Raw genomic sequence first — 26,348 nt, forward strand, 5'->3', positions numbered from 1 at the left:
TAAACCGCTCAGAGATACTATGTTAATATTTATTGATCAATAATCTCCATTTTCTTATCTGTAAATGGATGAGCAAATTGGAGTTTTCTTGCATGTAGAGAATAATCGCCAGATGCAGTTTCTCTTGCGTCATATAAAGTATCTCCTACAATAGGATGACCGATATGTGAAAGGTGTACACGAATTTGATGCGTACGTCCAGTTTCTAATACTAGGTTGACGATTGTTGAATATTGCAGATGACGTACGACTTCAAAGTTCGTAATAGCCATTTGACCTTCGGGAGCTACGCGTCGGCGAGTACCATGGTGGCGGTCTTTGGCAATGGCTTCACGGATTGTCCCTTTGCGCTCTTTCATATGACCTTGAACTTCTGCTTCATATACACGAAGGATTTTCTTCTCTTCTAGCAAACGGTCGAAAATGGATTTTGCGATTGGGTGTTTTGCAACTAGTAAAAGCCCAGCTGTACCTTGGTCTAGTCGATGAACATGCTCCGCGTATACTCCACCTTGTTCTTGTATATATTTCATAACATGATTCATACAAGTAAAGCGATCCCAAACGTCATTTGGATGTGTAGCCATACCTTTTGGTTTAGAAACGATTAAGCAATGTGGATCTTCGTATACTACATTAACTTCACATTCACGAGTTGCCTCATATGAAGATTCTGGTACATCCATAGTTATGACAATTTCCATACCTTTTGGACGAGGGTCTTTCCATTGTAGAAGTTCGCCGTTTGTATCTGAGATGGCTTTTGTCATGCGTAATTCATGTACAGTTTTTTTACCTAGCTTCCATTGTTCACGTAGTAGTTCTTCGATAGTTTGGTTATCTTGTAGAATAGTGAATGTCCAAGATTGTTTCATTAATATTCCCCCATTAAAAAGAAGGATTATGTTGTTTGTACAACATAATCCTTTCTAGTTGTATTATTTCACGAGATCAGTTTGTTTTAGGAATGCTTCGAAAGTAGCTTCGTCTGCATCGCCTTCCATACGTTGAATCTCTTTACCATCCTTAAAATAAGAAAGCGTTGGTGTGCCTTTGATGCCGTATTTGTCAAACAAATCATATTCAAGTAAGTTCAATTGATCAATGTGTACACCTAATTCTTTAGCTATTGGCATTAATTTAGGTGTTGCAGCTTTACAATGTGTACACTCTGGACTGAAGAAGTATACCACTGCTGAGTCACCTTTAGATAGCTTTTTCTCAAGTTCTGTCGGTGTAATGATGTTTTGATAGTTTTTATCGCTAAGTAAATTAATTGTAGATTGTTTTAAATCGTCTTTGTCATAAAGGTTAGCTTTTAATTTTTCTTCATTTCCTTGATTGTTTAAGACGATGATTAGTCCAAATATGACAACAATTACGCCGGCAATGATTAGTAGCTTTTTCAATTATTTTCCTCCTTAGATGCTTTTAACATGTAAAAGCTTGCTCCTGCGATTAAGACGAATGCTGTTAATGCAAGGAATGGGATGGTAATGAAGCCAAACCAGTTGATGTATTGCCCTGTACAAGGTACACGACCACATGTTATTGCAGAGCTAGATAAAAATTCGAATTTTTGAATACCATAATGGTAAATGGAAATACAGCCACCGATTATCGAGAAAACAGCTAAAGTTACAGCAATACGTGCATTTTTTTGAATATAAGCAACTGTTGTGATGAGGACAATTGGGTACATTAAAATACGTTGATACCAACAAAGTTCACAAGGCTCGTACTGTTGAATTTCGGAAAAAAATAAGGAGCCTAGCATTGCGACCAATGAGACGATCCATATGAATAGTAAACTATTTTCAACTTTTTTTGACATGCAAAAATCTCCTAGTATTAGAGTATTTCCCTTTGAATTATAGAGGGAGTGTATAGATATGTAAAATATTATATCCTGGACAAAAACTTCTCTATTATAAAAATAAGGCGATCTTGTGAGAGCGAGATTTCAATGCTTGAGTAAAGTATGATCATGCTATCGATGGTACAGTATGACTACATTTAAAGAGCAATTCAAAAAGAATTATTTCCTAACATGAATAACTAAATATTAACATAGTCATTTTTCCTAACGTTAAACGTTGCGGAATTAGAGGTAAACATAATGAGCTATTGTTCCAACCTGAAATATAGCCGTAATTAAAATGAGGAACCTCAGACATTGATAATGGTTATATTATCAATGATAATCCAGTTGACTATAATTTATACTGAAATGAAGTTATAGTCGATTCTAATTATCTACGTACAAAAGTAGTACAACTACTTAATGATGCACGAAAAGGTGTGACTCGTCAATTTTATTGGAAACCCATCATTAAAGGAAGGGACAATTAACATTATGAGGTTAAGTGTTCATTAGAGAAACCGATTAAGATGTGTTAATTCGATAAAACGAAGATGTTAGTGTCGTTTATTTGGAAGAGCTTGATCAAAATCTATATCGTTGACAATGTTCAAAAGAATAATAAGTTTTTACCACTGTATTTTATGAGTAGAAATGGTGGTTTTTTTATTTTCTCAGTCAAAAGAATGAGAGCTATTTCATGCGAATGTATGACAGGCAGTGGTATCATAGTAGGTACAATATATTTATAGATAGAAAAAGGAAGGAGGCAATTACATGCAGCAAAATGATCATTCGAACATTAGTTTACTCAAGGAAATTGCCGAACTTCTAAATGAAGAAACTGAAATTCAAGCAATGTTGCAAGGTGCTCTTAGAAAGTTTTTAGCAGGTACGAATTTTGAAACAGGTTGGGTATTTTTTATTAATAAAAAAGGTAGACATGAGCTCATAGCGCATGAAAATTTGCCACAAGCTTTAAAATATAATAACTGTCATTTTTTAGAGAAAGGTGGTTGTTGGTGCGTATCACGTTATCGGAATAATGAATTAAAAAAAGCTTCGAATATTATTGAATGTCAGCGAATTGAAAGTGCCAATGCTGCTGAACTAGAAGGGGATGGGGGGATTACCCATCATGCCACAGTACCCTTACAGTCTGGACAAGAGCGTTTTGGGCTATTAAATGTAGCTACGCCAAATACCGTCAGTTTTTCTGATGACGAGCTAGCTCTTTTAGAGTCAGTTGCCTTTCAAATGGGATCTGCAATAAAACGAATTTTACTAACAAAACAAGAACAGCAAATGGCACTAGTTGAAGAGAGAAATCGATTAGCGAGAGATTTGCATGATTCAGTGAATCAACTATTATTCTCTGTTACGTTAACATCTCGTGCTGGATTTGAAATGGCTGAGCAACCAGAAATGAAGGAAACGTTTAAGGAAATTCAGAATTTAACACAAGAAGCCTTAACAGAAATGCGTGCTTTGATTTGGCAATTACGCCCTAAAGGTTTAGAAAGTGGCTTAATGGAGGCGATTAAAGGTTATGCTGAAATGTTAGGTCTAAACCTATCTGTGAATGTATCGGGTGTTTTACAATTGCCTTCCCGTGTGGAAGAAACGTTATTTCGTATTACTCAAGAAGCGCTAAATAACGTACGTAAGCATTCAGGTGTTAAAGATGCAGAAATTTTCGTCATTATTACACAGACAGATGTGTTATTAGTTATTAAAGATGAAGGTAGGGGATTTCAAGTTGACTCTCTTGTGAAATTGCCATCAATCGGTTTGCAAAGCATGCGAGATCGCGCAAAGGCACTTGGCGGTAAAGTTGATTGGGTGAGTAATATTGGAAGAGGAACGGAAATTTTAATCCGTCTACCATATTAAGGGGGATTTCGATGATTAGAGTATTAATCGCAGACGATCACCATGTTGTAAGAAGAGGATTATTGTTTTTTCTAAAAACGCAAAAGGACATAGAGGTTATTGGTGAAGCTCAAAATGGTAAGGAAGCAGTGGCATTAACGTCGGAATTAAGGCCAGATATCGTTTTAATGGATTTAGTTATGCCGGAATTAGATGGTATTCAAGCTACAAAACGAATTAAGGCAAAATTTCCTGAAACGCAAGTATTAATGCTGACGAGTTTTTCAGATAGTGACCATGTCATTCCTGCAATTGAAGCAGGGGCTGCAGGTTACCAATTGAAAGATATTGAACCAGATGAATTGGTGACATCAATTCGTAGAATAATGGCAGGAGAAAACACACTGCATCCACAAGCGACAACTCAACTTATTAAAAGTCGAGAGATGCAAGAAGATTTGCCACATATGAAGCATGCTTTGACCCCTCGAGAACGTGATGTTCTAGCTGAATTAACAAAGGGTAAGAGTAATAGAGAAATTGCATCTTCACTTTTTGTTACAGAAAAAACTGTGAAGACGCATATTTCGAATATTTTTTCAAAATTAGAAGTGCAAGATCGTACTCAAGCTGCACTTTATGCAGTCAAACATGGATTAACTGAATCGAGTGAGCAACCATAAAAGAGAAAGCTGTCCCTTAGTCATTGAAATGACTGATAGGACAGCTTTTTTTAACGTTTTTTCTGTGGTTTTTGTTTTAAGGTTTTTGAAACCTGTTTCCATTTATTGCGTTCAGCAATTTGTGCTTGAGCGTTAGTCTTTCTTTCAATATAAGCCAATTCTCGCTTTAGCTTTATATAGCTATTGTATCGTTCGTTTGTTAGTGTGCCCTCATATATTGCATTTTGTACTGCGCATCCAGGTTCACGCTTGTGTTCACAATCTCTAAAACGACACTGAGATGATAGTTCTTCTATATCTTTAAAACTACTATCCAAGCTTTCACCTTGATCCCATAACTGGAATTCACGCATTCCCGGGGTATCAATTAATAATCCGCCACCCGGAATCTTGAATAATTCTCGGTGTGTTGTCGTATGGCGACCTTTATCATCATCCTCACGAACTTCTTGGACGAACATAACTTCAGTGCCACATAGTGCATTGGTTAAAGATGATTTACCAACACCAGATGATCCTAAAAGTGCAGCTGTCTTACCATTAACTAATAATTGTTGAAGCTCATTAATACCTTCACCAGTAAAACTACTTACTGTATAGATGGGTACACCGAAAGCAACAGATTCTGCTTCTTGAATAAAAGGTGTGACATCTTCACATAGATCTTTTTTCGTTAATACGATGATTGGTGTGGCACCTGAGTCCCAAGCTGCGATTAAATAGCGCTCTAATCGTCGAAGATTAAAATCTAAGTTTAAACTCATGATTAAAAAAACGATGTCTACATTGACTGCGATTAATTGTTCCGCAGTAGTTAATCCAGCGACTTTACGGGAGAACAAAGAGGTACGCGGTAATACGGCATGAATAATCGCTTTTTCTTCACCAGGCATTTGTTCAACTAATACCCAATCACCAACTGCAGGGAAATCACGACGTTCAAAAGCAGTATGTTGGAAGCTGCCTGATGGACTAGAAAGCCATTCACCTTGTTCCGTGATAACACGGTAGGAGTGTTTATGCTCTAGCAATACACGTCCTGGAATTGTTTTTGCTAATTTATTTGAAGCTTGGGCAATTTTATATTTTTCTTCCCAAGTATTATTCCATCCGAAATCTTGTAATTTTGTCATTTGTAAATCCTCCTATTGTGTGTGTAGAGATATTGAGCTGAGGCGACTCTTTTTGAAAGTGGGTTCTCAGCATTTAGATATCCAGCTTCACACGCCAGCTACTCGGGTCACTTCGGTCTCTCGGCACAAGACAAAAAGCGTCTTGTGTTCGAGCCCTGCAGTGCCAGTCGTAGCTAAACGGTCGTGTTCAGCATTTAATCTAGATATCCAGCTTCAGGCGCCAGACTCTCGAGGTCACTTTCACCTTCTCGGTCGAAAACTAAAAAGATGTTTTCGATTCAAAGGTTACAGTGCTTGTCGAGTCTAAACGAGCGCCTTCAGCATTAAAAATAAAAAAAACTGTAGCTGCAAATCGGCAGCTACAGTTTATACACGCACAATAAAAGAAAGTATCCTTAAAAAGCATACGGATGGCGAGTATTTTGTAACAAACCGATTTGCGTTGATGCAATGCTCATTAAATTTGTCATAAAACCTCACCTGCTTTCCTTAAAGTTGTTATTAGATTAACAAATTGGAAAAATAAAGTCAACATAAATATTCAATTATTATCAAAAAATTACATTAATCCAGATTTATGTTCATGTACTAAGCCATCTGGTTCAATATGCACAAGTACTACTGTTAATGGTTTTACTAGACGAATTGTATTTTCGATATCTTCGGTGATTTGATGACTTTTCCAAACATTTAGTTCAGGATTAACAGTGACTGTTAAATCTACAAATACCATATTCCCATGATTACGTCCTTTAAAATCTATGAGACGAATAACACCATCTACATTACGGACAAGAGTAGATAACGTTTCAACCTCTTCTTCGTCAAAGCCGTCAGTCAATGTATGAACAGCTTCAAAAAATATTTCGTAGGCTGTTTTAATGATGATAATGCCAACGATAATGGCGGTAATGGAATCAATTATCGGAAAACCAACAATAGCACCTAAAATACCAATTGCAGTACCAAAACTGACAAGTGCATCTGAACGATTATCAAGAGCAGCTGCTTTTACCGCTGAACTTTTAGTGCGTTCAGATAACTTTAAATTGTAACGATAAACACCGTACATAATAATACCACTAATAATAGCAACAACAGCTGTTAGCAGAGAAGGGGATGAGTGGTTGTTATCGATAAAACTTTTGCCTGAATTGAATAACACTTGTAGTCCAACTACTGCCATGATGAATGATGCTATAAGGGAAGCAACCGTTTCAGCTCTTAAATGTCCATAGTGGTGATCTCCATCTGGTGGCTTTTGTGAAATACGTAAGCCAATCAGAACTGCAACAGAAGCGATAATATCTGTTGTATTATTTAGACCATCAGCCTTTAATGCAGTAGATGCACCCATAAAACCAATTATAAGCTTTGAGGTGCTGAGTATGAGATAAGTGACAATGCTTAGCCAAGCGCCTCTTTCCCCTTGTCTTAAATTTGTGTATAACTCCACAATGTTTCCCCCCTGCAAAATTTCTGGACAATACAAAACGACGCACACTAATATTAGTGTGCGTCGTTTCTTGTTAAATTTTCATAATTATTCTTCAGAAGATGAGTTTACATCTTCTAGTGATTCGTTGTTGGATTCATCTGGTATCTTAATAACTTCTAAGTATAAGATATGATGACCATCTACTTCTTTTACGATAAATTCATAGCCTTGTTCAATAATTGCTTCGCCTTTAACGGCATCGAAGTTTTTGGTCATAAACCAACCGCCGATAGTATCGATATCATCTTCATTGATGTCAATTTTAAGGAAATCATTTACGTTTTCAATTAACATTTTGGCATCAAAGATAAAATGGTTCTCATCTACTTTACGAACTTCAGGAATCTCGTCTGCATCAAACTCGTCTCGAATATCACCGACAATTTCCTCGATAATATCTTCGATTGTTACAAGTCCAGATGTACCACCGTATTCATCCATTAAAATAGCCATATGAATACGTTCCCGTTGAATTTTCAACAATAAGTCACTAACTGGGATTGTTTCGATGACGCGAATGATTGGTTGCATATATTCCGTTACTGATTTTGAACCATTAGTTGGGTCTTTAATGTAAGCAGTTAAAAGATGCTTCATATTGACGAGACCTATAATATGGTCTTTGTCTCCATCAATAATAGGGTAGCGTGTATACTGCTCAACACCCATCACTTCGAAAACTTCTTTAAGAGTCATTTCTTTTTCAATACCAATGATTTCTGTACGAGGTACCATAATTTCTTTGGCAATACGATCGTCGAATTCAAAAATGCTATTCACATATTTATATTCAGACTGATTTATTTCACCGCTTTTCAAACTATCCGATAAAATCATACGCAATTCTTCTTCTGTCATTGCCACTTCTGATTCAGAAACATCCTTTAAACCGAAAAGTGATGACAATGAACGAGCAGAGAAGTTTAATGTTTTAATAAATGGATACATGATGTTGTGGAACATAATTAAAGGACCCGCTGTTGCTAATGCTACAGATTCTGCCTTCTGAATGGCTAGTGTTTTTGGTGCTAATTCACCTACTACAACGTGAACAAATGTCACGATGGAGAATGACAACACGAAGGATAGAACAGATGTCACACTTCCTTCAAGTGCGAACAAATCAAATATCGGTCTCAATAAGATCGATACTGTTTCTTCACCGAGCCAACCAAGTCCTAAAGAAGTAATCGTAATTCCCAACTGACAAGCGGATAAATATTCATCCAAATTAGATACTACTTTTTTTGCTTTTAATGCTTTTTTGTTACCCTCAGCTATAAGCTGATCAATTCGAGTTGTTCTGACTTTAACGATAGAAAATTCAGTTGCTACGAAAAAAGCCGAACATGCGATCAAGACAGCAAATGCTGTCAACCGTATGGCTATGTCCAAAGACTTCCTTTGTTCCAGACCCAAATGAGGGGAGAGAACAAAGTGTACACCTCCTGTAATATAAAAAATAGTTAAGTAATACAATGATATGACAACTAAGGTGAAAAAACAAATCATCTACATGATTTGTTTTGACTATAAATAATAATTGTTTATTGAAGTAGGAAATATTGTCAAAAGTAAGAATATAATTAAATTACCCAATTTATTCTAAAAGTATTGACAATTCAAAATTCGGAGTGCTAATATTGAGAGGCACTAAATAATTTATGAAAAAGGAGGTATGGATTATGAAAAAATTAAGAAGTTTATTTAGACAATTAAATAATGAATCCACACCTACCTGTTCAGCAAATAATTCTGTAATTTAACTTTTATAACTAATTGGTATGGGTGTAGATACCTGTATCTTTTTTCAAAAGCGTATGCTCTGAAAGGGGTGTACGCTTTTTTTGTTGCCTTTTTAAGTGAATTACGAGTGCAAAATTATAAAAGGAGAGCTGAATATGTTTATTCAAAAGCGGAAAAAGAAATTTAACAAGGATTCGATTGAAGACGGTTAGTGAAAAAACAGAATAGGAAAGTAGGAATAATAGATGTTTGAGGTCTTATTTAAATTAAAATGGTTTTTTAAAGAAAATCGAAAGCGTTACGCAATAGCTATCGCATTGTTACTAGTGGCTAATGTAATTGAAGTGACGCCACCGTGGATTATTGGTCAATCGATCGATGCAATCCATTCAGAAACATTAACAAGTCATTCTCTTATGTTTTATATTGCTGCGATGCTAGTTATTTTGGTGTTGTCGTATGTCGTCAACTTTATATGGCAATATCAATTGTTTGGTGGAGCGAATGTAATTGAACGTAAACTGAGATCAAAGCTCATGATAAAGTTTTTGAAAATGTCTCCACCTTTTTATGAACGAAATCGTACAGGAGATTTGATGGCGAGAGCGACAAATGATTTACGTGCTGTCTCTGAAACAGCTGGATTTGGTATTATGACGTTAATTGATTCGACATTATACTTATTGACAATTTTACTAACGATGGGATTCCTTGTTTCGTGGAAGCTAACAATAGCGGCTATATTACCATTACCGATATTAGCAATCATTATGCAAATTCTTGGTAAGAGAATTCATGAGCGCTATATGAAAGCTCAAGACGTGTTTGGTGAAATGAATGATAGCGTACTTGAAGCTGTAGAGGGTGTTCGTGTTGTTCGTGCATATGTTCAAGAACGTGCTACAGAGCAGCAATTTAGTGAAATGACAGAAGATGTTTACAAAAAAAATATGCATGTCGAGAAAATTGATGCATTATTTAATCCAATTACAAAGATTTTAACAGGCCTTAGCTATATGATTGGTCTTGGTTTTGGTGCTTATTTAGTATCAAAGCAAGAAATGACTTTAGGTGAGCTAGTAACATTTAATGTGTATCTAGGTATGATCGTATGGCCAATGTTTGCGATTGGAGAACTCATTAATGTTATGCAACGTGGGAATGCATCACTTGATCGTGTACAGGAAACATTAGACGAGAAAGAAGATGTTGTTGATCCAAAAACGCCAACAATCATTCAAAATCCAGAGTCTATTGTTTTCAAAGATGTGACATTCCAATATCCACAATCATCTTCTATTAACCTGGCAAACCTTGAAGTTTCTTTGAAAAAAGGGCAAACGCTAGGGATTGTTGGGAAAACAGGTAGTGGAAAGACGACGGTCGTTAAACAGCTATTACGTGAATATCCAAACGGTGAAGGCGATTTATATGTCTCAAATAGCCCTATTCATAATCAAACAAAGGAACAGGTTCGTAACTGGATTGGTTATGTACCTCAAGATCACGTACTATTTTCTAGAACAGTGAAAGAGAATATTTTGTTTGGTAAATCAGATGCGACAGAGGACGAATTACATGAAGCAATCCGTTTAGCAAACTTCGAGCGTGATTTAGAAATGCTACCACTCGGTTTGCAAACATTAGTTGGAGAAAAAGGGGTTTCATTATCAGGGGGGCAAAAGCAACGTATTTCAATTGCTCGCGCATTAATTCGTGATCCAGAAATATTAATATTAGATGATTCCTTGTCAGCAGTGGATGCTAAAACAGAAGCAACAATTATTCAAAATATCCAAACAGCTAGAAGTGACAAAACGACCATAATTGTGACACACCGCTTATCGGCAATTCAACATGCGGATTGGGTCATTGTATTAGAGGATGGTCGCATCGTTGAAGAAGGTACACATCAAACATTGCTTGAAGAAGAGGGCTGGTACAAAGAACAGCATGACCGTCAGCAAGTTGAGGGGGTGAAATAATGGGTACTGGTAAACGATTATTTCAATATGCTTTAATGTACAAAAAGCTACTTATTTCAGGCCTGTTATTATTAGCTATTGCAGTTGCAGCAGACTTAGCGGGACCATTAGTAGCAAAGAAAATTATTGATGATCATATTGCAAAAGCAGAAGTCGCAGGTATTGATTTTCAGCCGATTGCAATTTTATTGGCTGTATTCTTCAGTTTAGCAGTTGTTGCCGCCATTTTTAGATACGGTCAGTATCTTTTACTTCAAATGGGTGCAAATCGTATTATTCAAAAAATGCGCAATGAAGTCTATGAGCATATCCAAACATTGCCGATTCGTTATTTTGATAATTTGCCTGCTGGAAAAGTGGTTGCACGTGTTACAAATGATACGGAAGCTATTCGTGATTTGTTTGTAACGGTTGTCTCACAGTTTGCAGCGAGCTTTATGACGATCTTCGGGATTTATATCGCGTTATTCTTCCTTGATTGGAAGATGGCATTAATCGCATTATTTGTTATTCCAATATTAATTATTTGGACGATTGTGTATCGTAAGTATGCTTCAAAGTACAATCATATTGTACGAGGAAAAGTTTCTGATATGAACGGTATGATCAACGAATCGATTAATGGGATGACTATTATTCAAGCTTTTAGTCGCGAAAAACAAATTGAAGATGAATTTGCGGCACTAAATGAAGAGCATTATCGTTATCAAAATAAGCTGCTTATATTAGATGCAGCTACATCTCACAATTTAGTAGGCGTTATTCGTTCGCTTACATTTGTCCTTTTTATCTGGTATTTTGGCAGTGCTGAAATGAATGGTGCAGCTGCTATTTCAGTCGGTATGCTATATGCTTTTGTTGATTATATTACGCGTTTATTTAATCCTGTAACAGGTATCGTCAATCAATTGGCTCGCTTAGAAAGAGCGAATGTTGCAGCTGAGCGTGTCTTTGAATTATTAGATCAACCAGGGGAGCCTGTAGTCGATAAACGTATACCTCGATATAAAGGAAATGTTCGCTTCGAGCATGTATGGTTTGCTTATAAGGAACAAGAATATGTGCTGAAGGATATTGATTTTGAAGCGAAGCAAGGAGAGACAGTCGCGCTTGTTGGTCATACGGGTTCTGGGAAAAGTTCTATCATGAATTTACTTTTCAGTTTTTATGACGTTTCAAAAGGTGCGATTACAATTGACGGTATCAATATTAAAGAACATTCACGTCAAACCATTCGAGAGCATATGGGAATTGTATTGCAAGATCCGTATCTATTTACGGGTACGATTGAATCGAATGTTAGTTTAGGAGATCCTAGGATTACGCGTGACACAGTACAGAAAGCATTGGATGCAGTTGGTGGTGAACGCGTCTTGAAAAATTTACCGAAGGGTTTGGATGAACCTGTGATTGAGAAAGGAAGTACATTATCTTCCGGACAACGTCAGTTAATTTCATTCGCCAGAGCGCTTGCCTTTGACCCTGCGATATTAATCCTTGATGAAGCGACTTCCAATATAGATACGGAAACTGAGGAAATCATTCAGCACGCAATGGATGTTTTGAAAAGGGGACGTACGACATTTATCATCGCACATAGACTTTCTACTATTAAGAATGCAGATCGCATTTTAGTATTAGACCGTGGTGAAATTGTAGAACAGGGTACTCACGATGAGCTACTGAAACAAGGTGGGCGTTATGAGCAAATGTATAAACTGCAATCAGGTGAAAAAAATATTAGTTAATATGAAGATCCATCAATTTCTCAAACAATTGATGGGTCTCTTTTAATGGGAAAATCAGTTCATTAGAGTAGCGATGAAAATGGAAAGAACGGCACAAAAGGTTATAGAGGTAAGCCAGTTCAATTTTGAAGTGGTTTCCAAAAAGACATTTAATATGCCACTTATAAGTAGTGACACGAAAAAAGAGAAGAATAAATAATAGACTACTTCTGGCATACAAACATTTCCTCCGATTCAAGAAATGTAATTTTTGTTAATAATAGTGTATTTGAAGCATGTAGCTATTGCAAAACTTTGCCGATACTCGTATATTTAGGGAGACGAATTAATTAGCTTGTGAAAGTAGGTGTCAATCCTGAGCAGGTGGCAAGAGTGGTTGTATAGTATCAAATCTTTTAATCGAAATATAAAGTTGTTCATGGTTGGGAATATACTAATTCAAATTGGTATGGGCATATTCAGTGTGATGTACAATTTATATATTAAAGAATTAGGCATGAAGGAAGCTGTTAATGGAAATGTTATTGCAATGACAGCGTTAGCAACTGCTATTATGCTAATTCCAGCCGGTCTTCTAAGTGATCGATTTGGACGTAAGTGGGCGCTTATTATCGGAACAGGATTAACAGCAATTACATTTTTCTATAGAAGTATTGTCACGGTTGAACAACCGATGCTTTGGTCAGCATTCGCAACAGGCATTGTATGGGCAGTAGCTCAAGTTTCAGGGGTACCATTTTTAGCTGAAAACTCCAAGGCTTCTGAAAGAATGAAATTATTTAGTATTCACTTTTCAATCATGACAATTGCCGGTTTTATTGGGAATTTACTTGGTGGAGTTGTGGCTGACTGCGCAAGTTTTCTTATGAAATTGTCAGCTGTTGAAGGAATTCGGGTATCACTATATAGTGGGGTCGCATTCTTTGTCATTGGATTATTTCCATTGTTACGCTTGAAGATGGAAAAGAAAGTTGTCATGGAAACAGTAGTTTCCATTAAAAATGTAGTAAAAGTATCAGAAAAGAGTGCAAGCTTCAAAGAAAATATAAGAATCATTTTACTATTTGGTGTAGCCCAATTGATTATTGGTATAGGATCAGGGCTCGTCATTCCATATTTAAATTTGTATTTCGCTAATCGTTTTAATGCATCCAATACATATATAGGACTTATTTTAGCACTAGGATCGGCAATGACAGCTGTTGCAATGTTGATAGGACCTGCATTAGTTAAACGTGTAGGTGAAGTTAGAGCTATTATTATATTCCAGTTTTTATCCATTCCATTTTTATTTTTAACCGCATTTACGAATTCTTTAGTTATAGCATCGATTGGTTTTTTATTCCGCCAAGCATTGATGAATGCAGCGAACCCGATTCAATCGGCTATTGCTATGGAAATTGTACATGATAAATATAAGGGGTTAGGGAATTCAGTCAATCAGATGGTATTCCAAGTCGGCTGGGCATCAATGGGACTGCCAGCTGCCTTTTTTGTTACGAAGTATGGGCACTACTGGGGATATGCTTATACCTTTACAATAACAGGAATATTGTATTTAATTGCTTCTACCTATTTTTATTTGGTATTTGGACGGAATAAAAAGCTCGAAGTGGCATAAGGAAAACTTAAGAAAAAAGAACATCTACTTGTTGCGATTGATAATAAAACGACAAGTAGGTGTTTTTTATAGTTTTTCAATAATTATTGCGTAATACATCAATTACCATCGCCTTTCTAACATTCGAAAATTCAAATACGATGGTAAAACTGCTATTATAGAAATTAGTGTTTTTAAAGTGAACCAATTTCAAAGAGAGGAAGATATGTTCATGGGACAAGTAGTAGCTAAAATTGAAACGGTGCGTACAAACCTAATCATGACAAACAAAGCACGTGAAGGAATTTTAGCATGGTCAAAAGATGAGCATGCTTTTTTTCATATTCAAAAATCGTTTTTAGTACATATTGAAAGATTGAGTAATTCTGCACAAGGAGAGACTGCAATTACAATTTATTTTGACAATGTAGCAAACACAAACCTTGCTGAAAAGCTAGATAGTCAAGTTGCTGTGATGAATTGTATTGTTAAATATGAAGGACTACTGGCAACTAATTTCCGTGTTATCAGTTCAAGGGTTCCTGTTAGTACAAATAGGAGATTTGCTACACAGTTAGAGTTCGTGACCACCCATAAGAATACTGTAGGATTGCCAATTGAACTCCATTCTAAAATCCGCCAGTTGCCAATAGCTGAAGAACGTTCAGAATATGTTAGAAAACGTATTTCTAGCTGGGAAGGTTATTTAAAAATCCAAGAGCGTGATGCTACGATAGAGGATATGAATGCATCATTCTCAAAGCTTTCGGTCAATGAAGACTTCAGTCGCATGACGCTAAATTGTAGTGGCTTAAAGGATAATGAATGGAATAAAGCTAAGGGATTAAGTGCGAAATTTAAAGGCTCACGAGATGAACTTGGAGAAGTATTAAAAGTGAATCGCGCGAATAGAACAGTAGAAATTGAGCTTCGTCCATATATAAGGGAGCAACTTCGAAAAAATCAGCTAAAACCAAAATCAAAGGAAGTCATCTTTAGTAACTTTGCTACTTTAAGTCAGATTCGAAGATTACGTAGAGGTTTTGCAGATTTAGAAAAAGGCTTAGCTGCAAATGCTAATTTAGAAAAGATATTATTTGAAGATCGACCTCGAATTCAAGCACGAAAAAAGCGAGCTAAACTGGAGTTTCATAACCGATTAAATGAATTTCAACAAGAAGCTGTGATTGGTGCAATGTCAGCTGAAGATTTATTTGTTATTCAAGGTCCACCAGGCACTGGTAAAACAACGGTTATCTCAGAAATTTGTCAGCAAAATGCGAAAGCAGGTTTACGTACATTAGTAGCGTCTCAGTCTAACTTAGCTGTTGATAATGCATTAAGTCGACTACTTTCAAATAAAGATATTCGCATTTTACGCTTTGGTCGAACAGAAAGTATTGAAGAAGAAGGCAAGAAATTCATTGAAGAAAATGTAGCTGAATATTGGAGAGAGCAAACATTACAAGATATCGAGCAGGAGCTAACGTTGCATGCTAGTCAAGAATCGGAACTTACTGCAACATTAGCGACATGTGAGGAAGAACTGTTAAAATTCGAAGCCCAGCTAATGTCTATAAAAGAAAAAATAGTAGAACAACAACAGGCAAAACTCGATTATGAAGTAATAACTGAAGAAATTCAAAAACTAAAAAAGATGTTAGGTACTTATAGAAGGGAACTTAGGGACCTTGAAGAGCATTTTGGAGAAGTAGCAAATAAATACAAACATGTCTTATCGAAGGTAGAAGAGTTAGAGCGTTTTGTTGAAACGAATGAATCCAGTGAAAAATTACTTGAGCGGACTAATCGATTAACTAATGAAATTGAAAAAACTAGAAATCAATTGCTGTATCGTCAAACTGAAGAAGAATTAGAAGCTGTTAACGAAGAACTAAACAATTCTCGTAATGAATACATGACTTGGCAAAAAAATATTTTAGAACTACATCAATTGCAACATGAGTTGAAAGACTTTACTAAAGTTGATGAGCTCATTGATTTTATGCAACAGTACGACATTCCAATGGGTTTCATCATTGAACGCCAGATTAATGCATTAGAGAAAATTAAAAACCAAATGGTGAGTTATCATGATTGGATGGCTGTAAATAATAAGTTGAAAGCAGCAATTGACTATGTAGAACAGCAAATGGGGCATGCTGCTCAAATTATTTTGCAACAAGTTAATGCACGTCCAGAAGATAGCTATTCATCTTATTCGATCCGTGAAGTGCATGAAGCGATAGACTATATGAAGCAGTTTTTAATAACACAAAAAGTTGTAAACCCTGTTCAGTTAAAACCGCATTTAGAAAGACTTTATTTAAGAAGAAAATTTGTATGGGAACAAGGTACAATTCTACAACAACTAAAACAAGAAGCTGTTAGATTATTTGAGATGATCAAGCAAGAAGTGATTAAACAAACAACTGAAGTATTAGCTAACGCACAGCAAAAGAAAAGTACTTTAACGAATAAAGGGATGTTATTAAAAGATAAGCAAGCCCAGCTTCAAAAACGATATGACCAATTAAAGTTGAGTTTTTCTGACATACCTATCTCTAGCAATTCAGAGCAACTAACCACAATGTTACACAAATTAGAAGAAGAATTGCAGCATGTAAAATCAACGCACCAAGTAGTTTTACAAACCATCCCTCAGTTAGATCAAATGCAGCAGCAGCACCAAAAGTTAATGGAAGAAAGAACTACTATAGCTAGTGACCTTGAAGAAAAGAAACTAGCAATTCAAGAGATTAATTCAAGAGGCTTACAGCAGGAAAAGGAATTAAAAGCTCTGGGAGAAATCCTTGATCAAGATTATGAAGATCAACAATTACAAGCAGAGTATGCTATTAAAAAGCTGACAGAAAAAATAACAAAACTTCAGCATAACAAAGCCCAGTTACCTATTAAACAAGCACTACAAAAACAATGGTATACATTACTACAAGAAGCTAATGAACATGATTTAGATGAAATTCGTAAAATGTATGTACGACATGCCAATGTTATTGGGACAACATGTGTAGCTTCAGCACGAAAAGAATTTATGGATAATTATCCAACATTCGATGTCGTTATTATTGATGAGGTGTCTAAAGCAACACCACCAGAATTGTTGCTGCCAATGTTAAAAGGGAAAAAAATTATTCTCGTAGGAGATCATCATCAGCTACCCCCATTAGTTGGAGACGATACGTTAGAGGAAACGTTAAAGGCGATTATCGAAGAAAGTGACGCACTAGAGGAAAGCGCTGAGTTAAAAAAATTATTGAAAGAATCTTTATTCGAACGCCTTTTCAAAAACCTCCCTCGAGATAATAAACAAATGCTAGCGATTCAATATCGTATGCATGAGGATATTATGAAGACAATCACCCCTTTTTATGAAAATGAAGATGACCAACTGCAATGCGGTCTAATCGATTCGGATAATGTTCGAGACCATTTCCTAGAGGGGGATTATATAAAACGGAATGATCACTTATTATGGCTAGATATGCCAAATGAAAAGCCTTATTTTGAAGAACAAATGAAAAATGGTAAAAGTCGGTTCAATCAAGGTGAATTAGATACAATTCGCCAAATGCTACTCGATTTAGAGCATGCAACTGAAATGGCTAAAGCGGCAGGGAAAATAAAACAAGATGAACGTAAAAGCATAGGTGTTATTAGTTTTTACGGGGAGCAAGTTAAGAAAATCGACCGCCTTATTCAGCAAGAACTAAATCTACAACAGTTACATCTACGAACGGGTACTGTTGATAAGTTCCAAGGGATGGAAATGGATGTTATTATCGTGAGTATGGTTCGTAATACACAACATAAAGGTGGAGATATTGGTTTCGCCAAAGATTATCGCCGATTAAATGTAGCGCTATCGCGTGCAAGGGAGCTACTAATTCTTGTAGGTAGTACAGAAATGTTTACACAAAGAGCGAAGCAGAAACATACGCGAGATATGTATAGTCAACTATTAGAAACGGTGAAAGAACAAAAAGGCCTCCGTGACCAAGACGGCAATGTGAAACAGTAAAATGGAAAGGAGAGCCAAGTATGCAAGCATTAGAAAAACGATTAAAAAGAGAAGTTTTACAAAATGGTAAAGTAGAGGTTTTAAAATCCTCAAGCTGGTGCGTGCCAGTGCAATCAATTGATATCACTTATCAGCCAGTGAAACGTTTGAAAATGGATATTTTAATGAAAATGACACTCCTGACTTTTCAACAAGCAGAAATTTCAAATGCGAACGAATTGGGTGAATTACTGTTAGTAGAGGATCTCTTCATTCAAGACCTCCTCATAAATTTAACAAAAACAGGGCTAATTGAAAAAGGAGAGAAATACTATCATTTAACATCTAAGGGTAAAATCCAACTCGAAAATGGCGTGTTTGAAGAAGAGCAGGAAATAGAAACACAGCAGTTGCTTTACAGCGCTTGCCACGAGGCATTCTTACCTGTGGAAATTGATCAGATGGATGAATATGACGAGTTACCAGATCTGTTTCGATATGCTTTAGAGGAACCTGAGGAGACATTAATATTTGTAGAGGAAGAGTTAATAGAAGTTCTGCAAAATAGCCGTAAATCTGAAGACGAAGGTGAAGAACAAACAGTCATTACTGATATCTTATCAAAAGAAGCACGTCAGATTAATGATGTACCTTGTCTTGAATTTATCTTATACAACCGTGAACAGGACCTTCTTTTCGTTCGAGTATGGAATACATTGTTATCTCAATGGGATGATAAGTTGGAGAAGCTACTACTTGAAAAAGAAGTTGTTATGTGGAGAGAAGAGTATTTGAAGGTTTAGTTACAAGTTACCATTTTTAGAGGCATTATTATTAGGCACTCCTTAAAAGAGTATTCTAATAATAATGCTTTTTTATTTTGTGACATAAATGATTAATTGTTGTTAAGTAATCGATGTTCTAAATATCCACAGTTAAATATAGATAAGTATAATGAGATATTTTCCTTTTTACACATTGATGGATATTAAGGAAAGGCTATTCTATGAATTGGGGGTTATATAAATGAAACAGATATTATTGGCTGCTTGTTTGTCTGTCTTTGTATTAGCGGGGTGTAGTGAGAAAGTAGACAAGGAAACAAGCGAGAATTATATTCAACATTTGGAGCTCACAAAACGTGAAAAAAGTTTGATTCAAGCCGTCACTGGTGATGGTGATAATCCCTAGACTCTCGGGACGTTTCGGTCTCTCGGCACAAGACAAAAAGCGTCTTGTGTTCGAGCCCTCCAACGCCTGTCGAGTCTGAACGAGCGCCCGAAGCATTTAGGTGTATCCAGCTTCAGGCGCTAGCTGCTCGGGTCGTTTCAGTCGGGCGCTCAAAGTCAAAGAGCGACTTTGGCTTCCGCCTTCCAACGTCCTCGCAGCTGAACGAGCGCCGGAAGCATTTACTCAGATATCCAGCTTCAGGCGCTAGACTCTCGGGACGTTTCGGTCTCTCGGCACAAGACAAAAAGCGTCTTGTGTTCGAGCCCTCCAACGCCTGTCGAGCCTGAACGAGCGCCTGAAGCATTTAATTAGTCATATACATGATAAAGCATTAGTTCATGGATCATTTTTTTTACGGTTTCTTCATTTGGTGGTATTGACCCTGACCATATGATGGAGCCGTCTTTTTTATATTCGCCTTCGTATCGTTGATGCTTGTAGAAAAAGGCGATTTGCCAGCCTGGTAATTTTGTATTTTCGAACAGTGGTTTGAAGCTGAAATGTTGAATCATATGTATACCCCTTTTCATAGTGCCGTTCCCGTTCGCATATAGTGTGAAAAAGCGTATAGGAGATGGCGGTATGTTTGAAGAACAGCTAAAGAAAGCGATTCAAGATGAATATCAGACGTATTATTGGTACAAATCGATGCTTGAGCTGACGAACGATCCTACATGGAAATCTTATATCGAGCATGCAATAACCGATGAGAAGACTCATTATGAGATGTTCCAACAACTTCATTATATGATGACTGGAGAATATGTACAAAATTTAACGAAAAGACCACCATGCAAAAATCTTAAAGCTTGTGCAAAAGAGGCAATAGGTGAAGAGCTTGAAGCGACGGATTTATATAAAGAAATGTTCTTAAATACGCCACTTGAACAAGGACAATACCCATTCTTTATCGCTATGCAAGATGAGATGGAGCATGCGATTCGCTTTTCAACAATTTACAATGCTCTATAAATAGTATGAAATCCCTAACTTCAATAGCTATTAATTCTCACCTACTTGACTGTCTGTTATAATGTAGGAGAGTTTTTGAAGAAATGGGTGAAGAATATGGGTGTGTTCGTAACAATACTATTCATGGCTGTCATTGGAGCAGTCATCGGTGGATTTACGAATCATTTAGCGATTAAAATGCTCTTTAGGCCTTATAAAGCAATTTATATTGGTTCTTGGCGTGTTCCTTTTACACCGGGTTTAATTCCAAAACGCCGAGATGATTTAGCAAGACAACTAGGAAAAACAGTAGTGAATTATTTACTCACACCTGAGACATTCCGTAAAAAGTTCTTTTCAAATGATATTCGATTGAAAATTGAACAATGGTTAAATGAAAAAATAGAAACAACTTTGTTTACAGATGATAAAACAATCAATGACTGGCTGATGCAAGCGGGTATCGAAAATTTCCACTTAGCGATTGAAGAAAAAGTTGATGCTTTAATCATTGACCAAGTAGATAAAGTACAAAATGTCCTATCTACAAAAAAGGTTCGCGAGCTTTTACCTGAAAGATGGCAAGAGAAGGCGAATACGAAAATTCCGGATATCGCTCGTTATATTTTAAATAAAGGCGATGTTTATTTTGAATCAGATGAAGGCTATCAAACGATTAAACGATTAATTGATGATTTCCTTGATACAAAAGGAACGCTTGGTGGCATGATTCAAATGTTTTTAGGCGACTCTTCATCAATAGTTAACAAAGCTCAAAAGGAAATTAAAAAATTTCTAAATGCAGATGGCACATTTGTGCTCGTTTCGAATATGTTATCGAATGAATGGGTTAAATTACAAGATCAAACGGTTACTCAACTAGTTGGCGATTTAGATTTTAATTCAACAACAAAAGCGGTTCAAAGTTATGTGAAGAGTGAATTGAAAATTGAAAATCGTTTAGACCAGCCAATTGTACATTATTGGACAAATGGTGCCGAGTGGATGCAACAAAATGTTGTACCACAGGTAGTTGACAATGCTTTTGTACAAGCAGAAGCGAAATTGGAAGATGTTTTAAAACGATTGAATTTAGAAGAAGTGGTACGTGAACAAGTTGACACATTCCCTGTTGAAGTACTTGAGGATTTGGTACTGGGCATTTCAAAAAGAGAATTTAAAATGATTACAGTATTAGGTTTCGTACTTGGTGGTATTATTGGGGTTGTTCAAGGTATTATCGTGACGCTGATTCAATAAAATTGAAAGTAGGGTATCAAAATGATTAACATTTATAATGACATTAACAAGTTAGAAGCAACATTCCGTCAAACGGCAGAATTTGAAGCATTAAAAGCTGCTGTTGAGGTAGTGAAAAATGATTCAGAGGCACTAGCATTGTTCCAAAACTTCCGTAAAGTTCAATTGAATTTACAAGAAAAACAAGCAAAGGGCGAACAAATCCAAGAAGATGAATTAACTTACGCTGGAAAAACTGCTCAACTTGCTCAACAGAATAGTAAGATAGAAAAAATGCTTCAAGCCGAAATGGCTCTAAGTGGTTTAATTGAAGAAGTAAATCGTATTCTGATTAAACCAGTTCAAGAACTATACGCAGAAATCTAATCACGAATATAATTTGTGAGGAATACACAAATACATTAGATCGAGCAAAATAATAAAGAAAATTGAAAAGGAGATACTACATGAATTGTAGTATCTCCTTTTTTATTTTTAAGCAAATTTAATTGACTTAGTAATTTCAATTATTAAAGCATAGCTACAAATAGACCAGTTTTTTTTATAGATATGCCAATGAATATACTTAAATATTTTTAGTTTCAGATTGAAGGAATTACATAAGTAGAGTGTCCAAAAAATATATAATCGTAATTTTTAATAGGTCTAAGTTATTAGGTGAAAGGAATTTAATTAGCGAAATTTGTTAATAAATTAATATAATGAGATTACTCAAATATATTATATTATGCACTATTTGTAAATTAAGTAGCCATGTTGGATGGATATTGTAAAATATGTAAATGTTGCTGCAGTAATATAGAATCTATAAGAGTCATACCATATAATCGAAGTGGTTGAACTTAATAGCTTTTCTATTAGGTAAATACAACCCCAAAAATAGAGAGGTGTGAGATAGTGAGGAAGTACAGTTATAAATTTGTAAAATCTTTAACATCATTAGTGTTAGGGGCAACTTTATTAACAAGCGCCGTCGTTGTTCCGATAAACAGTGCGGAGGCAGCAGGGTCTTCTAGCTATAAAATTACCAAAGGGAAGCTAGTTTCAAAATCAACTAGCAAAATAGTAAAAGGGATAAAGACTTTCAATGGTAAGGTTTACAAAGATGGCAAGTTACTAACAGGTATAAAATCAGGGCTTTATTATAAAAAAGGTATTAAATCTACTGGTTGGTATAAAGGCAAATGGTACGAAAAAGGTAAAGCATTAACGGGTTTTGGTAAAAACACTGGTAAATTATATATTAATGGAAAGCTCGCAATGGGTAATTGGTATAAAGGTAAATGGTATGAAAATGGAAAGGCTTTAACTGGACTTGGTAAAAATACAGGGGATTTATACGTTAACGGTGTTATAAACACTGGAAAGTATTTATACAAAAATAAATTATATGACGGTGCAGTTTTAAACAAAGGTCTAAAGCTATATAGAGACAAACTATATAGTGGTGCAGCATTAAATCAAGGTCTTATATTGTTTGAAGGGAAACTATACAATGGCTCGGCATTCAATCAAGGTTTAACACTGTTTGAAAGTAAATTATATAACAATACAGAGTTAAATGTAGGCATCGTAAAATATGGAGGTAAATGGTACAGCGGTTCTAGTCTAGCGTCGGGAACTATTACAACCCCGGACGGAAAAACAATACAGGTTGAGAATGGTGTTGAAAGTGGATCATCGTCAGGTAACAATGGCGGAACAAGTGATCATGCTCCAACAGCATCAAGTGTCAAGATTGTTGGAGTTGCAAAAGTAGGTGTAACGTTAGAAGTTACATATACTTATACAGATGTAGATAAAGATGTAGAAAAGGGTACAACATTCCAGTGGTATGCAGATGGAAAAGCAATTACTGGGGCAACTACTTCGACATTTAAACTGACAACAGATCAAATAGGCAAAGTAATTTCTGTACAAGTGACGCCCAAAAATGATAAAGCGATAGGAAATGCCGTAACAGCAACTTTACCAAATGTAGTAGTAACTCCTCAATAAAATTAAACGAAACGTTACTTTATAAGCTAGAAAAACATCTAGTGAAATAAGTGGGAATAATCATTTTGAATAGAACATTTTAAAGATAAAAACCTTCATAATGAATGTTTCTAACTGTTATTTTCCAATTGGTAGGTGTAATCCCTACTCTTGCTCAACAGTCTTTTGAAGCAAGTGCCTAATCCTCCTGGACCCAGTGATGCGCTGATCAGCGGAAGGGGTTAAGTCAGGTGAAGTCGTACTCGAAAAAACGAGGCGGGGCTCTTTAAAAGACAGCTATGGTTAGGCAGACGAATCCATGTAGGCAGTGTGAGGTAGTGAATGTTGCGAAACGCTAGGAGTTCAACATTCAACCTTATAGATGAAATGATGTAATGGGGGTTAGCAAAATTGACTGTTAAACTAACCATTCTCACAACTGAATAGTGGAGACCTAAGGCTGTCAAAATAAGGGGTGGATATAACGGAACGTTTGAAGTTCTTCTTGACGAGGTGAATCAGCACTGATGAAGCAAGAAGAACGGCAGCGGGTTCGTAGTAGTGATGATTGCTGGCCGTTTGGATTTGTATGGTAACATACGAAAAGGATAAAACCAGCTGGAGCGAAGGAACCCAGTCAGCAGAGTATTCTCTTAATTGCTTATCTCCTCAATTGATAATTCAGAATATTAAATTTTTATGAGTATTTAATGAGGTAGAAAAAAGTGAAAAGACAATCATTCTACTGATAGCACGCCGTATGCGATGAAAGTCGCCTGTACGGTGTAGGCCCGAAACGAAAGCCACAAGATGTGGTATAAGACGGGAATAGCGAAGAAAATTTTACTTTGTCATTAATGCATACCAACGACACGCATGCACATTTAGATAATATAGCGAAAAGAACAACTGCCATCAAAAATGTAAGAGCTAAAAAGCCAAATGCGTTATTACTAGACGCAGGTGATGTTTTTAGTGGAACGTTATATTTTAATGAATTCCAAGGAAAAGCAGATTTGGCATTTATGAATTTATTACGCTATGATGCCATGACCTTTGGTAATCATGAATTTGATTTAGGTTCAAGTCCGGAGGGGCATCAAGCTTTAGCTAATTTTATTAAAGGGGCAAATTTCCCATTTATTAGTGCGAATGTAGACTTTTCTGCAGATAAGCGTTTTACGGGCTTATTTACAGATTTAATCTCGAGTAAGCCTGAAAAAGGTAAAATTTATAATGGAATCATTAAAGAAATTAATGGCGAAAAGGTAGGGATTTTTGGTTTAACAACGGAAGAAACAAAGGATATTTCAAGCCCTGGTAGTATAGTGTTTGAAAATTATATTAAAGAGGCTGAAAAAGCAGTTAAAGCATTTGAAGGTCAAGGTGTCGATAAAATTATTGCATTAACACATATCGGTTATGATGATAATGCGAAAATCGATAATGATTTAATATTAGCTTCAACAGTTAAGGGCATTGACGTGATTGTTGGTGGTCATAGTCATACACAATTAAATAAGCCAGTCGTCGTAGGGCAAGATAATAACAATAAAACAAAAGATCCAACTGTTATTGTTCAGGCGTATCAATATAGTGATTATTTAGGCACTGTTGATGTTGAGTTTGATAGTAAAGGTAAAGTTATTACAACAAATGGAGAATTGATTAAACTTAGCAGCCTTGCAGATGACGCAGAAGCAGCTAATCTACTTAAAAAATACGCTGATAAGATAAAAGAAGTATCAAGTAAAGCAGTCGGAGCAGAAGCGTTAAGTGAATTGAGTAACCCAAGAACATCAGATACGGGTATAAGTGTGCGTAATAGTGAAACAGCACTTGGTAATATCATTACAGATGGAATGTTAGCAAAAGCAATAGCGCAGACCAAAAATTCTAATATTATCATGGCACTACAAAATGGTGGAGGTATTCGATCAAACATTGATGCAGGTGATATCACTGTTGGGGAAGTTATATCAGTACTACCATTTGGTAATACATTAGCAACAATGACTCTTACAGGAGCTGAATTAAAGCGAGCATTTGAAATAAGCTTTAAGGAATCGCCAAAAGAAAGCGGAGGCTTCCTTCACGTATCTGGTGCCAAAGTAGAATATGACTCAAGCAAGCCAGTAGGAAAACGTGTTATTTCAATTAAGTACAAAGATAAAGCTAACAATTATACGGAGATTAAAGACGAAGTGAGCTACACAGTAGCAACAAACGCCTTCACTGCAAAAGGTGGAGATGGATATGATGTCTTTAAAAAAGCCTATGAAGAAGGTCGTGTAACAGACTTAGGACTTTCGGATTGGGAAAATTTAGCAGAACACTTAGCGTCTCTTAAAAAAATCAATCCTACGATAGAAGGACGTATTGTAGACGTTAGTGAAGAAGAAAATCCAAATACTGAACTTCCTGGTGGTAACGTCGCAGGTGCAGATTTCTCTGGAACAACTTCAACGCCAAAAGTTTACAAAGAGAGTGTAACTGTAGATATAACAGATATTTCTTCTTTATCCAATGCAGTCATTAAAGGAGACTTAATTATCACTGGTACATTATCGAAAGATATTACCATTTCTAATATTAAAATAGAAGGGGATTTAGTTCTTTCCTCAATTGTAGGAAAGAATTTGACTAGCTTTAATAATATCGAAGTAGCTGGAGAAACAATTTTCTGATTTTCCACCCAAGCCTCCAGCTCATAGGCTGCCGGCTTTCCCATTTGAATATCATGTTAGTGCTACAAATAAACTTTATAAGTGTAGAAGGAGACT

General features: G+C 36.1%; 20 protein-coding genes. 13 read left to right on the plus strand and 7 right to left on the minus strand.

The window, feature by feature from the left end:
- Nucleotides 1–29 precede the first annotated feature (29 nt).
- The 3 genes from ACQKM9_RS13325 to ACQKM9_RS13335 all read right to left on the minus strand — a co-directional run bounded on the left by ACQKM9_RS13325 (nt 30) and on the right by ACQKM9_RS13335 (nt 1,834).
- Nucleotides 30–875 (minus strand): RluA family pseudouridine synthase, encoded by an 846-nt coding sequence (locus tag ACQKM9_RS13325; protein WP_427734825.1) that lies wholly within the window; start codon nt 873–875, stop codon nt 30–32.
- Between the two features lie 63 nt (nt 876–938).
- A complete protein-coding gene (locus ACQKM9_RS13330) occupies nt 939–1,409 on the minus strand; it encodes a thioredoxin family protein (protein ID WP_427734826.1) in 471 nt (156 codons plus the stop codon).
- Nucleotides 1,406–1,834 carry a disulfide oxidoreductase gene (locus ACQKM9_RS13335; RefSeq protein WP_427734827.1) on the minus strand — a complete coding sequence of 143 codons (429 nt, stop codon included), beginning with the start codon at nt 1,832–1,834 and terminating at the stop codon, nt 1,406–1,408. The genes ACQKM9_RS13330 and ACQKM9_RS13335 overlap by 4 nt, the downstream gene beginning before the upstream one ends.
- 804 nt (nt 1,835–2,638) lie before the next feature.
- Here ACQKM9_RS13335 and ACQKM9_RS13340 point away from each other — a divergent pair.
- Both ACQKM9_RS13340 and ACQKM9_RS13345 read left to right on the plus strand, forming a co-directional pair.
- Nucleotides 2,639–3,754, plus strand: a complete 1,116-nt coding sequence (locus ACQKM9_RS13340; RefSeq protein ID WP_427734828.1) for a GAF domain-containing sensor histidine kinase — start codon at nt 2,639–2,641, stop codon at nt 3,752–3,754.
- 11 nt (nt 3,755–3,765) lie between these two features.
- A complete protein-coding gene (locus ACQKM9_RS13345) occupies nt 3,766–4,416 on the plus strand; it encodes a response regulator (protein WP_427734829.1) in 651 nt (216 codons plus the stop codon).
- A 50-nt stretch (nt 4,417–4,466) separates the two neighbouring features.
- Here ACQKM9_RS13345 and rsgA read toward each other — a convergent pair whose 3' ends face one another.
- The 3 genes from rsgA to ACQKM9_RS13360 all read right to left on the minus strand — a co-directional run bounded on the left by rsgA (nt 4,467) and on the right by ACQKM9_RS13360 (nt 8,442).
- Nucleotides 4,467–5,549: a ribosome small subunit-dependent GTPase A gene (rsgA, locus tag ACQKM9_RS13350; protein WP_427734830.1), complete on the minus strand. Its 1,083-nt coding sequence runs from the start codon at nt 5,547–5,549 to the stop codon at nt 4,467–4,469.
- Nucleotides 5,550–6,108: 559 nt separating this feature from the next.
- Nucleotides 6,109–7,005: a cation diffusion facilitator family transporter gene (locus ACQKM9_RS13355; protein WP_427734831.1), complete on the minus strand. Its 897-nt coding sequence runs from the start codon at nt 7,003–7,005 to the stop codon at nt 6,109–6,111.
- Between the two features lie 87 nt (nt 7,006–7,092).
- Entirely contained in the window at nt 7,093–8,442 is a 1,350-nt protein-coding gene (locus ACQKM9_RS13360; protein ID WP_427734832.1) for a hemolysin family protein, read from the minus strand.
- Nucleotides 8,443–9,038: 596 nt separating this feature from the next.
- Between ACQKM9_RS13360 and ACQKM9_RS13365 the strand changes: the two genes are divergently transcribed.
- From ACQKM9_RS13365 to ACQKM9_RS13390, 6 genes are all read left to right on the plus strand, one after another.
- Nucleotides 9,039–10,778 (plus strand): ABC transporter ATP-binding protein, encoded by a 1,740-nt coding sequence (locus ACQKM9_RS13365; protein ID WP_427734833.1) that lies wholly within the window; start codon nt 9,039–9,041, stop codon nt 10,776–10,778.
- Nucleotides 10,778–12,526 (plus strand): ABC transporter ATP-binding protein, encoded by a 1,749-nt coding sequence (locus ACQKM9_RS13370; RefSeq protein ID WP_427734834.1) that lies wholly within the window; start codon nt 10,778–10,780, stop codon nt 12,524–12,526. The genes ACQKM9_RS13365 and ACQKM9_RS13370 overlap by 1 nt, the downstream gene beginning before the upstream one ends.
- Nucleotides 12,527–12,881: 355 nt before the next feature.
- Nucleotides 12,882–14,147: an MFS transporter gene (locus ACQKM9_RS13375; protein WP_427734934.1), complete on the plus strand. Its 1,266-nt coding sequence runs from the start codon at nt 12,882–12,884 to the stop codon at nt 14,145–14,147.
- Nucleotides 14,148–14,325: 178 nt separating this feature from the next.
- Nucleotides 14,326–18,168: an AAA domain-containing protein gene (locus tag ACQKM9_RS13380; RefSeq protein ID WP_427734835.1), complete on the plus strand. Its 3,843-nt coding sequence runs from the start codon at nt 14,326–14,328 to the stop codon at nt 18,166–18,168.
- A gap of 20 nt (nt 18,169–18,188) precedes the next feature.
- A complete protein-coding gene (locus ACQKM9_RS13385) occupies nt 18,189–18,950 on the plus strand; it encodes a hypothetical protein (RefSeq protein WP_427734836.1) in 762 nt (253 codons plus the stop codon).
- 223 nt (nt 18,951–19,173) lie between these two features.
- Nucleotides 19,174–19,338 (plus strand): hypothetical protein, encoded by a 165-nt coding sequence (locus ACQKM9_RS13390; RefSeq protein ID WP_427734837.1) that lies wholly within the window; start codon nt 19,174–19,176, stop codon nt 19,336–19,338.
- A gap of 347 nt (nt 19,339–19,685) precedes the next feature.
- Here ACQKM9_RS13390 and ACQKM9_RS13395 read toward each other — a convergent pair whose 3' ends face one another.
- Complete coding sequence (locus tag ACQKM9_RS13395) at nt 19,686–19,889, minus strand: YheE family protein (protein ID WP_038189043.1); 204 nt, start codon at nt 19,887–19,889, stop codon at nt 19,686–19,688.
- Between the two features lie 70 nt (nt 19,890–19,959).
- Between ACQKM9_RS13395 and ACQKM9_RS13400 the strand changes: the two genes are divergently transcribed.
- From ACQKM9_RS13400 to ACQKM9_RS13420, 5 genes are all read left to right on the plus strand, one after another.
- Complete coding sequence (locus ACQKM9_RS13400) at nt 19,960–20,349, plus strand: ferritin family protein (protein ID WP_427734838.1); 390 nt, start codon at nt 19,960–19,962, stop codon at nt 20,347–20,349.
- Between the two features lie 96 nt (nt 20,350–20,445).
- Nucleotides 20,446–21,588 (plus strand): DUF445 domain-containing protein, encoded by a 1,143-nt coding sequence (locus ACQKM9_RS13405; RefSeq protein WP_427734935.1) that lies wholly within the window; start codon nt 20,446–20,448, stop codon nt 21,586–21,588.
- Nucleotides 21,589–21,609: 21 nt separating this feature from the next.
- Nucleotides 21,610–21,954, plus strand: a complete 345-nt coding sequence (locus ACQKM9_RS13410; protein WP_427734839.1) for a YlbF family regulator — start codon at nt 21,610–21,612, stop codon at nt 21,952–21,954.
- 531 nt (nt 21,955–22,485) lie between these two features.
- Nucleotides 22,486–23,586 (plus strand): hypothetical protein, encoded by a 1,101-nt coding sequence (locus ACQKM9_RS13415; RefSeq protein ID WP_427734840.1) that lies wholly within the window; start codon nt 22,486–22,488, stop codon nt 23,584–23,586.
- Nucleotides 23,587–24,422: 836 nt separating this feature from the next.
- Nucleotides 24,423–26,252 carry a bifunctional metallophosphatase/5'-nucleotidase gene (locus ACQKM9_RS13420; protein WP_427734841.1) on the plus strand — a complete coding sequence of 610 codons (1,830 nt, stop codon included), beginning with the start codon at nt 24,423–24,425 and terminating at the stop codon, nt 26,250–26,252.
- Nucleotides 26,253–26,348: the final 96 nt, after the last annotated feature.

This window comes from Viridibacillus sp. NPDC093762 (assembly GCF_050279675.1).
GTDB lineage: Bacteria > Bacillota > Bacilli > Bacillales_A > Planococcaceae > Viridibacillus.

Bases quoted from the DNA above. Each gene is read 5' to 3' on its own strand.
- ACQKM9_RS13325 (WP_427734825.1), bottom strand. From the start codon at position 875: ATGAAACAATCTTGGACATTCACTATTCTACAAGATAACCAAACTATC.
- ACQKM9_RS13335 (WP_427734827.1), bottom strand. From the start codon at position 1,834: ATGTCAAAAAAAGTTGAAAATAGTTTACTATTCATATGGATCGTCTCA.
- ACQKM9_RS13340 (WP_427734828.1), top strand. From the start codon at position 2,639: ATGCAGCAAAATGATCATTCGAACATTAGTTTACTCAAGGAAATTGCC.
- ACQKM9_RS13345 (WP_427734829.1), top strand. From the start codon at position 3,766: ATGATTAGAGTATTAATCGCAGACGATCACCATGTTGTAAGAAGAGGA.
- rsgA (WP_427734830.1), bottom strand. From the start codon at position 5,549: ATGACAAAATTACAAGATTTCGGATGGAATAATACTTGGGAAGAAAAA.
- ACQKM9_RS13365 (WP_427734833.1), top strand. From the start codon at position 9,039: ATGTTTGAGGTCTTATTTAAATTAAAATGGTTTTTTAAAGAAAATCGA.
- ACQKM9_RS13370 (WP_427734834.1), top strand. From the start codon at position 10,778: ATGGGTACTGGTAAACGATTATTTCAATATGCTTTAATGTACAAAAAG.
- ACQKM9_RS13385 (WP_427734836.1), top strand. From the start codon at position 18,189: ATGCAAGCATTAGAAAAACGATTAAAAAGAGAAGTTTTACAAAATGGT.
- ACQKM9_RS13390 (WP_427734837.1), top strand. From the start codon at position 19,174: ATGAAACAGATATTATTGGCTGCTTGTTTGTCTGTCTTTGTATTAGCG.
- ACQKM9_RS13395 (WP_038189043.1), bottom strand. From the start codon at position 19,889: ATGATTCAACATTTCAGCTTCAAACCACTGTTCGAAAATACAAAATTA.
- ACQKM9_RS13400 (WP_427734838.1), top strand. From the start codon at position 19,960: ATGTTTGAAGAACAGCTAAAGAAAGCGATTCAAGATGAATATCAGACG.
- ACQKM9_RS13405 (WP_427734935.1), top strand. From the start codon at position 20,446: ATGGGTGTGTTCGTAACAATACTATTCATGGCTGTCATTGGAGCAGTC.
- ACQKM9_RS13410 (WP_427734839.1), top strand. From the start codon at position 21,610: ATGATTAACATTTATAATGACATTAACAAGTTAGAAGCAACATTCCGT.
- ACQKM9_RS13420 (WP_427734841.1), top strand. From the start codon at position 24,423: ATGCATACCAACGACACGCATGCACATTTAGATAATATAGCGAAAAGA.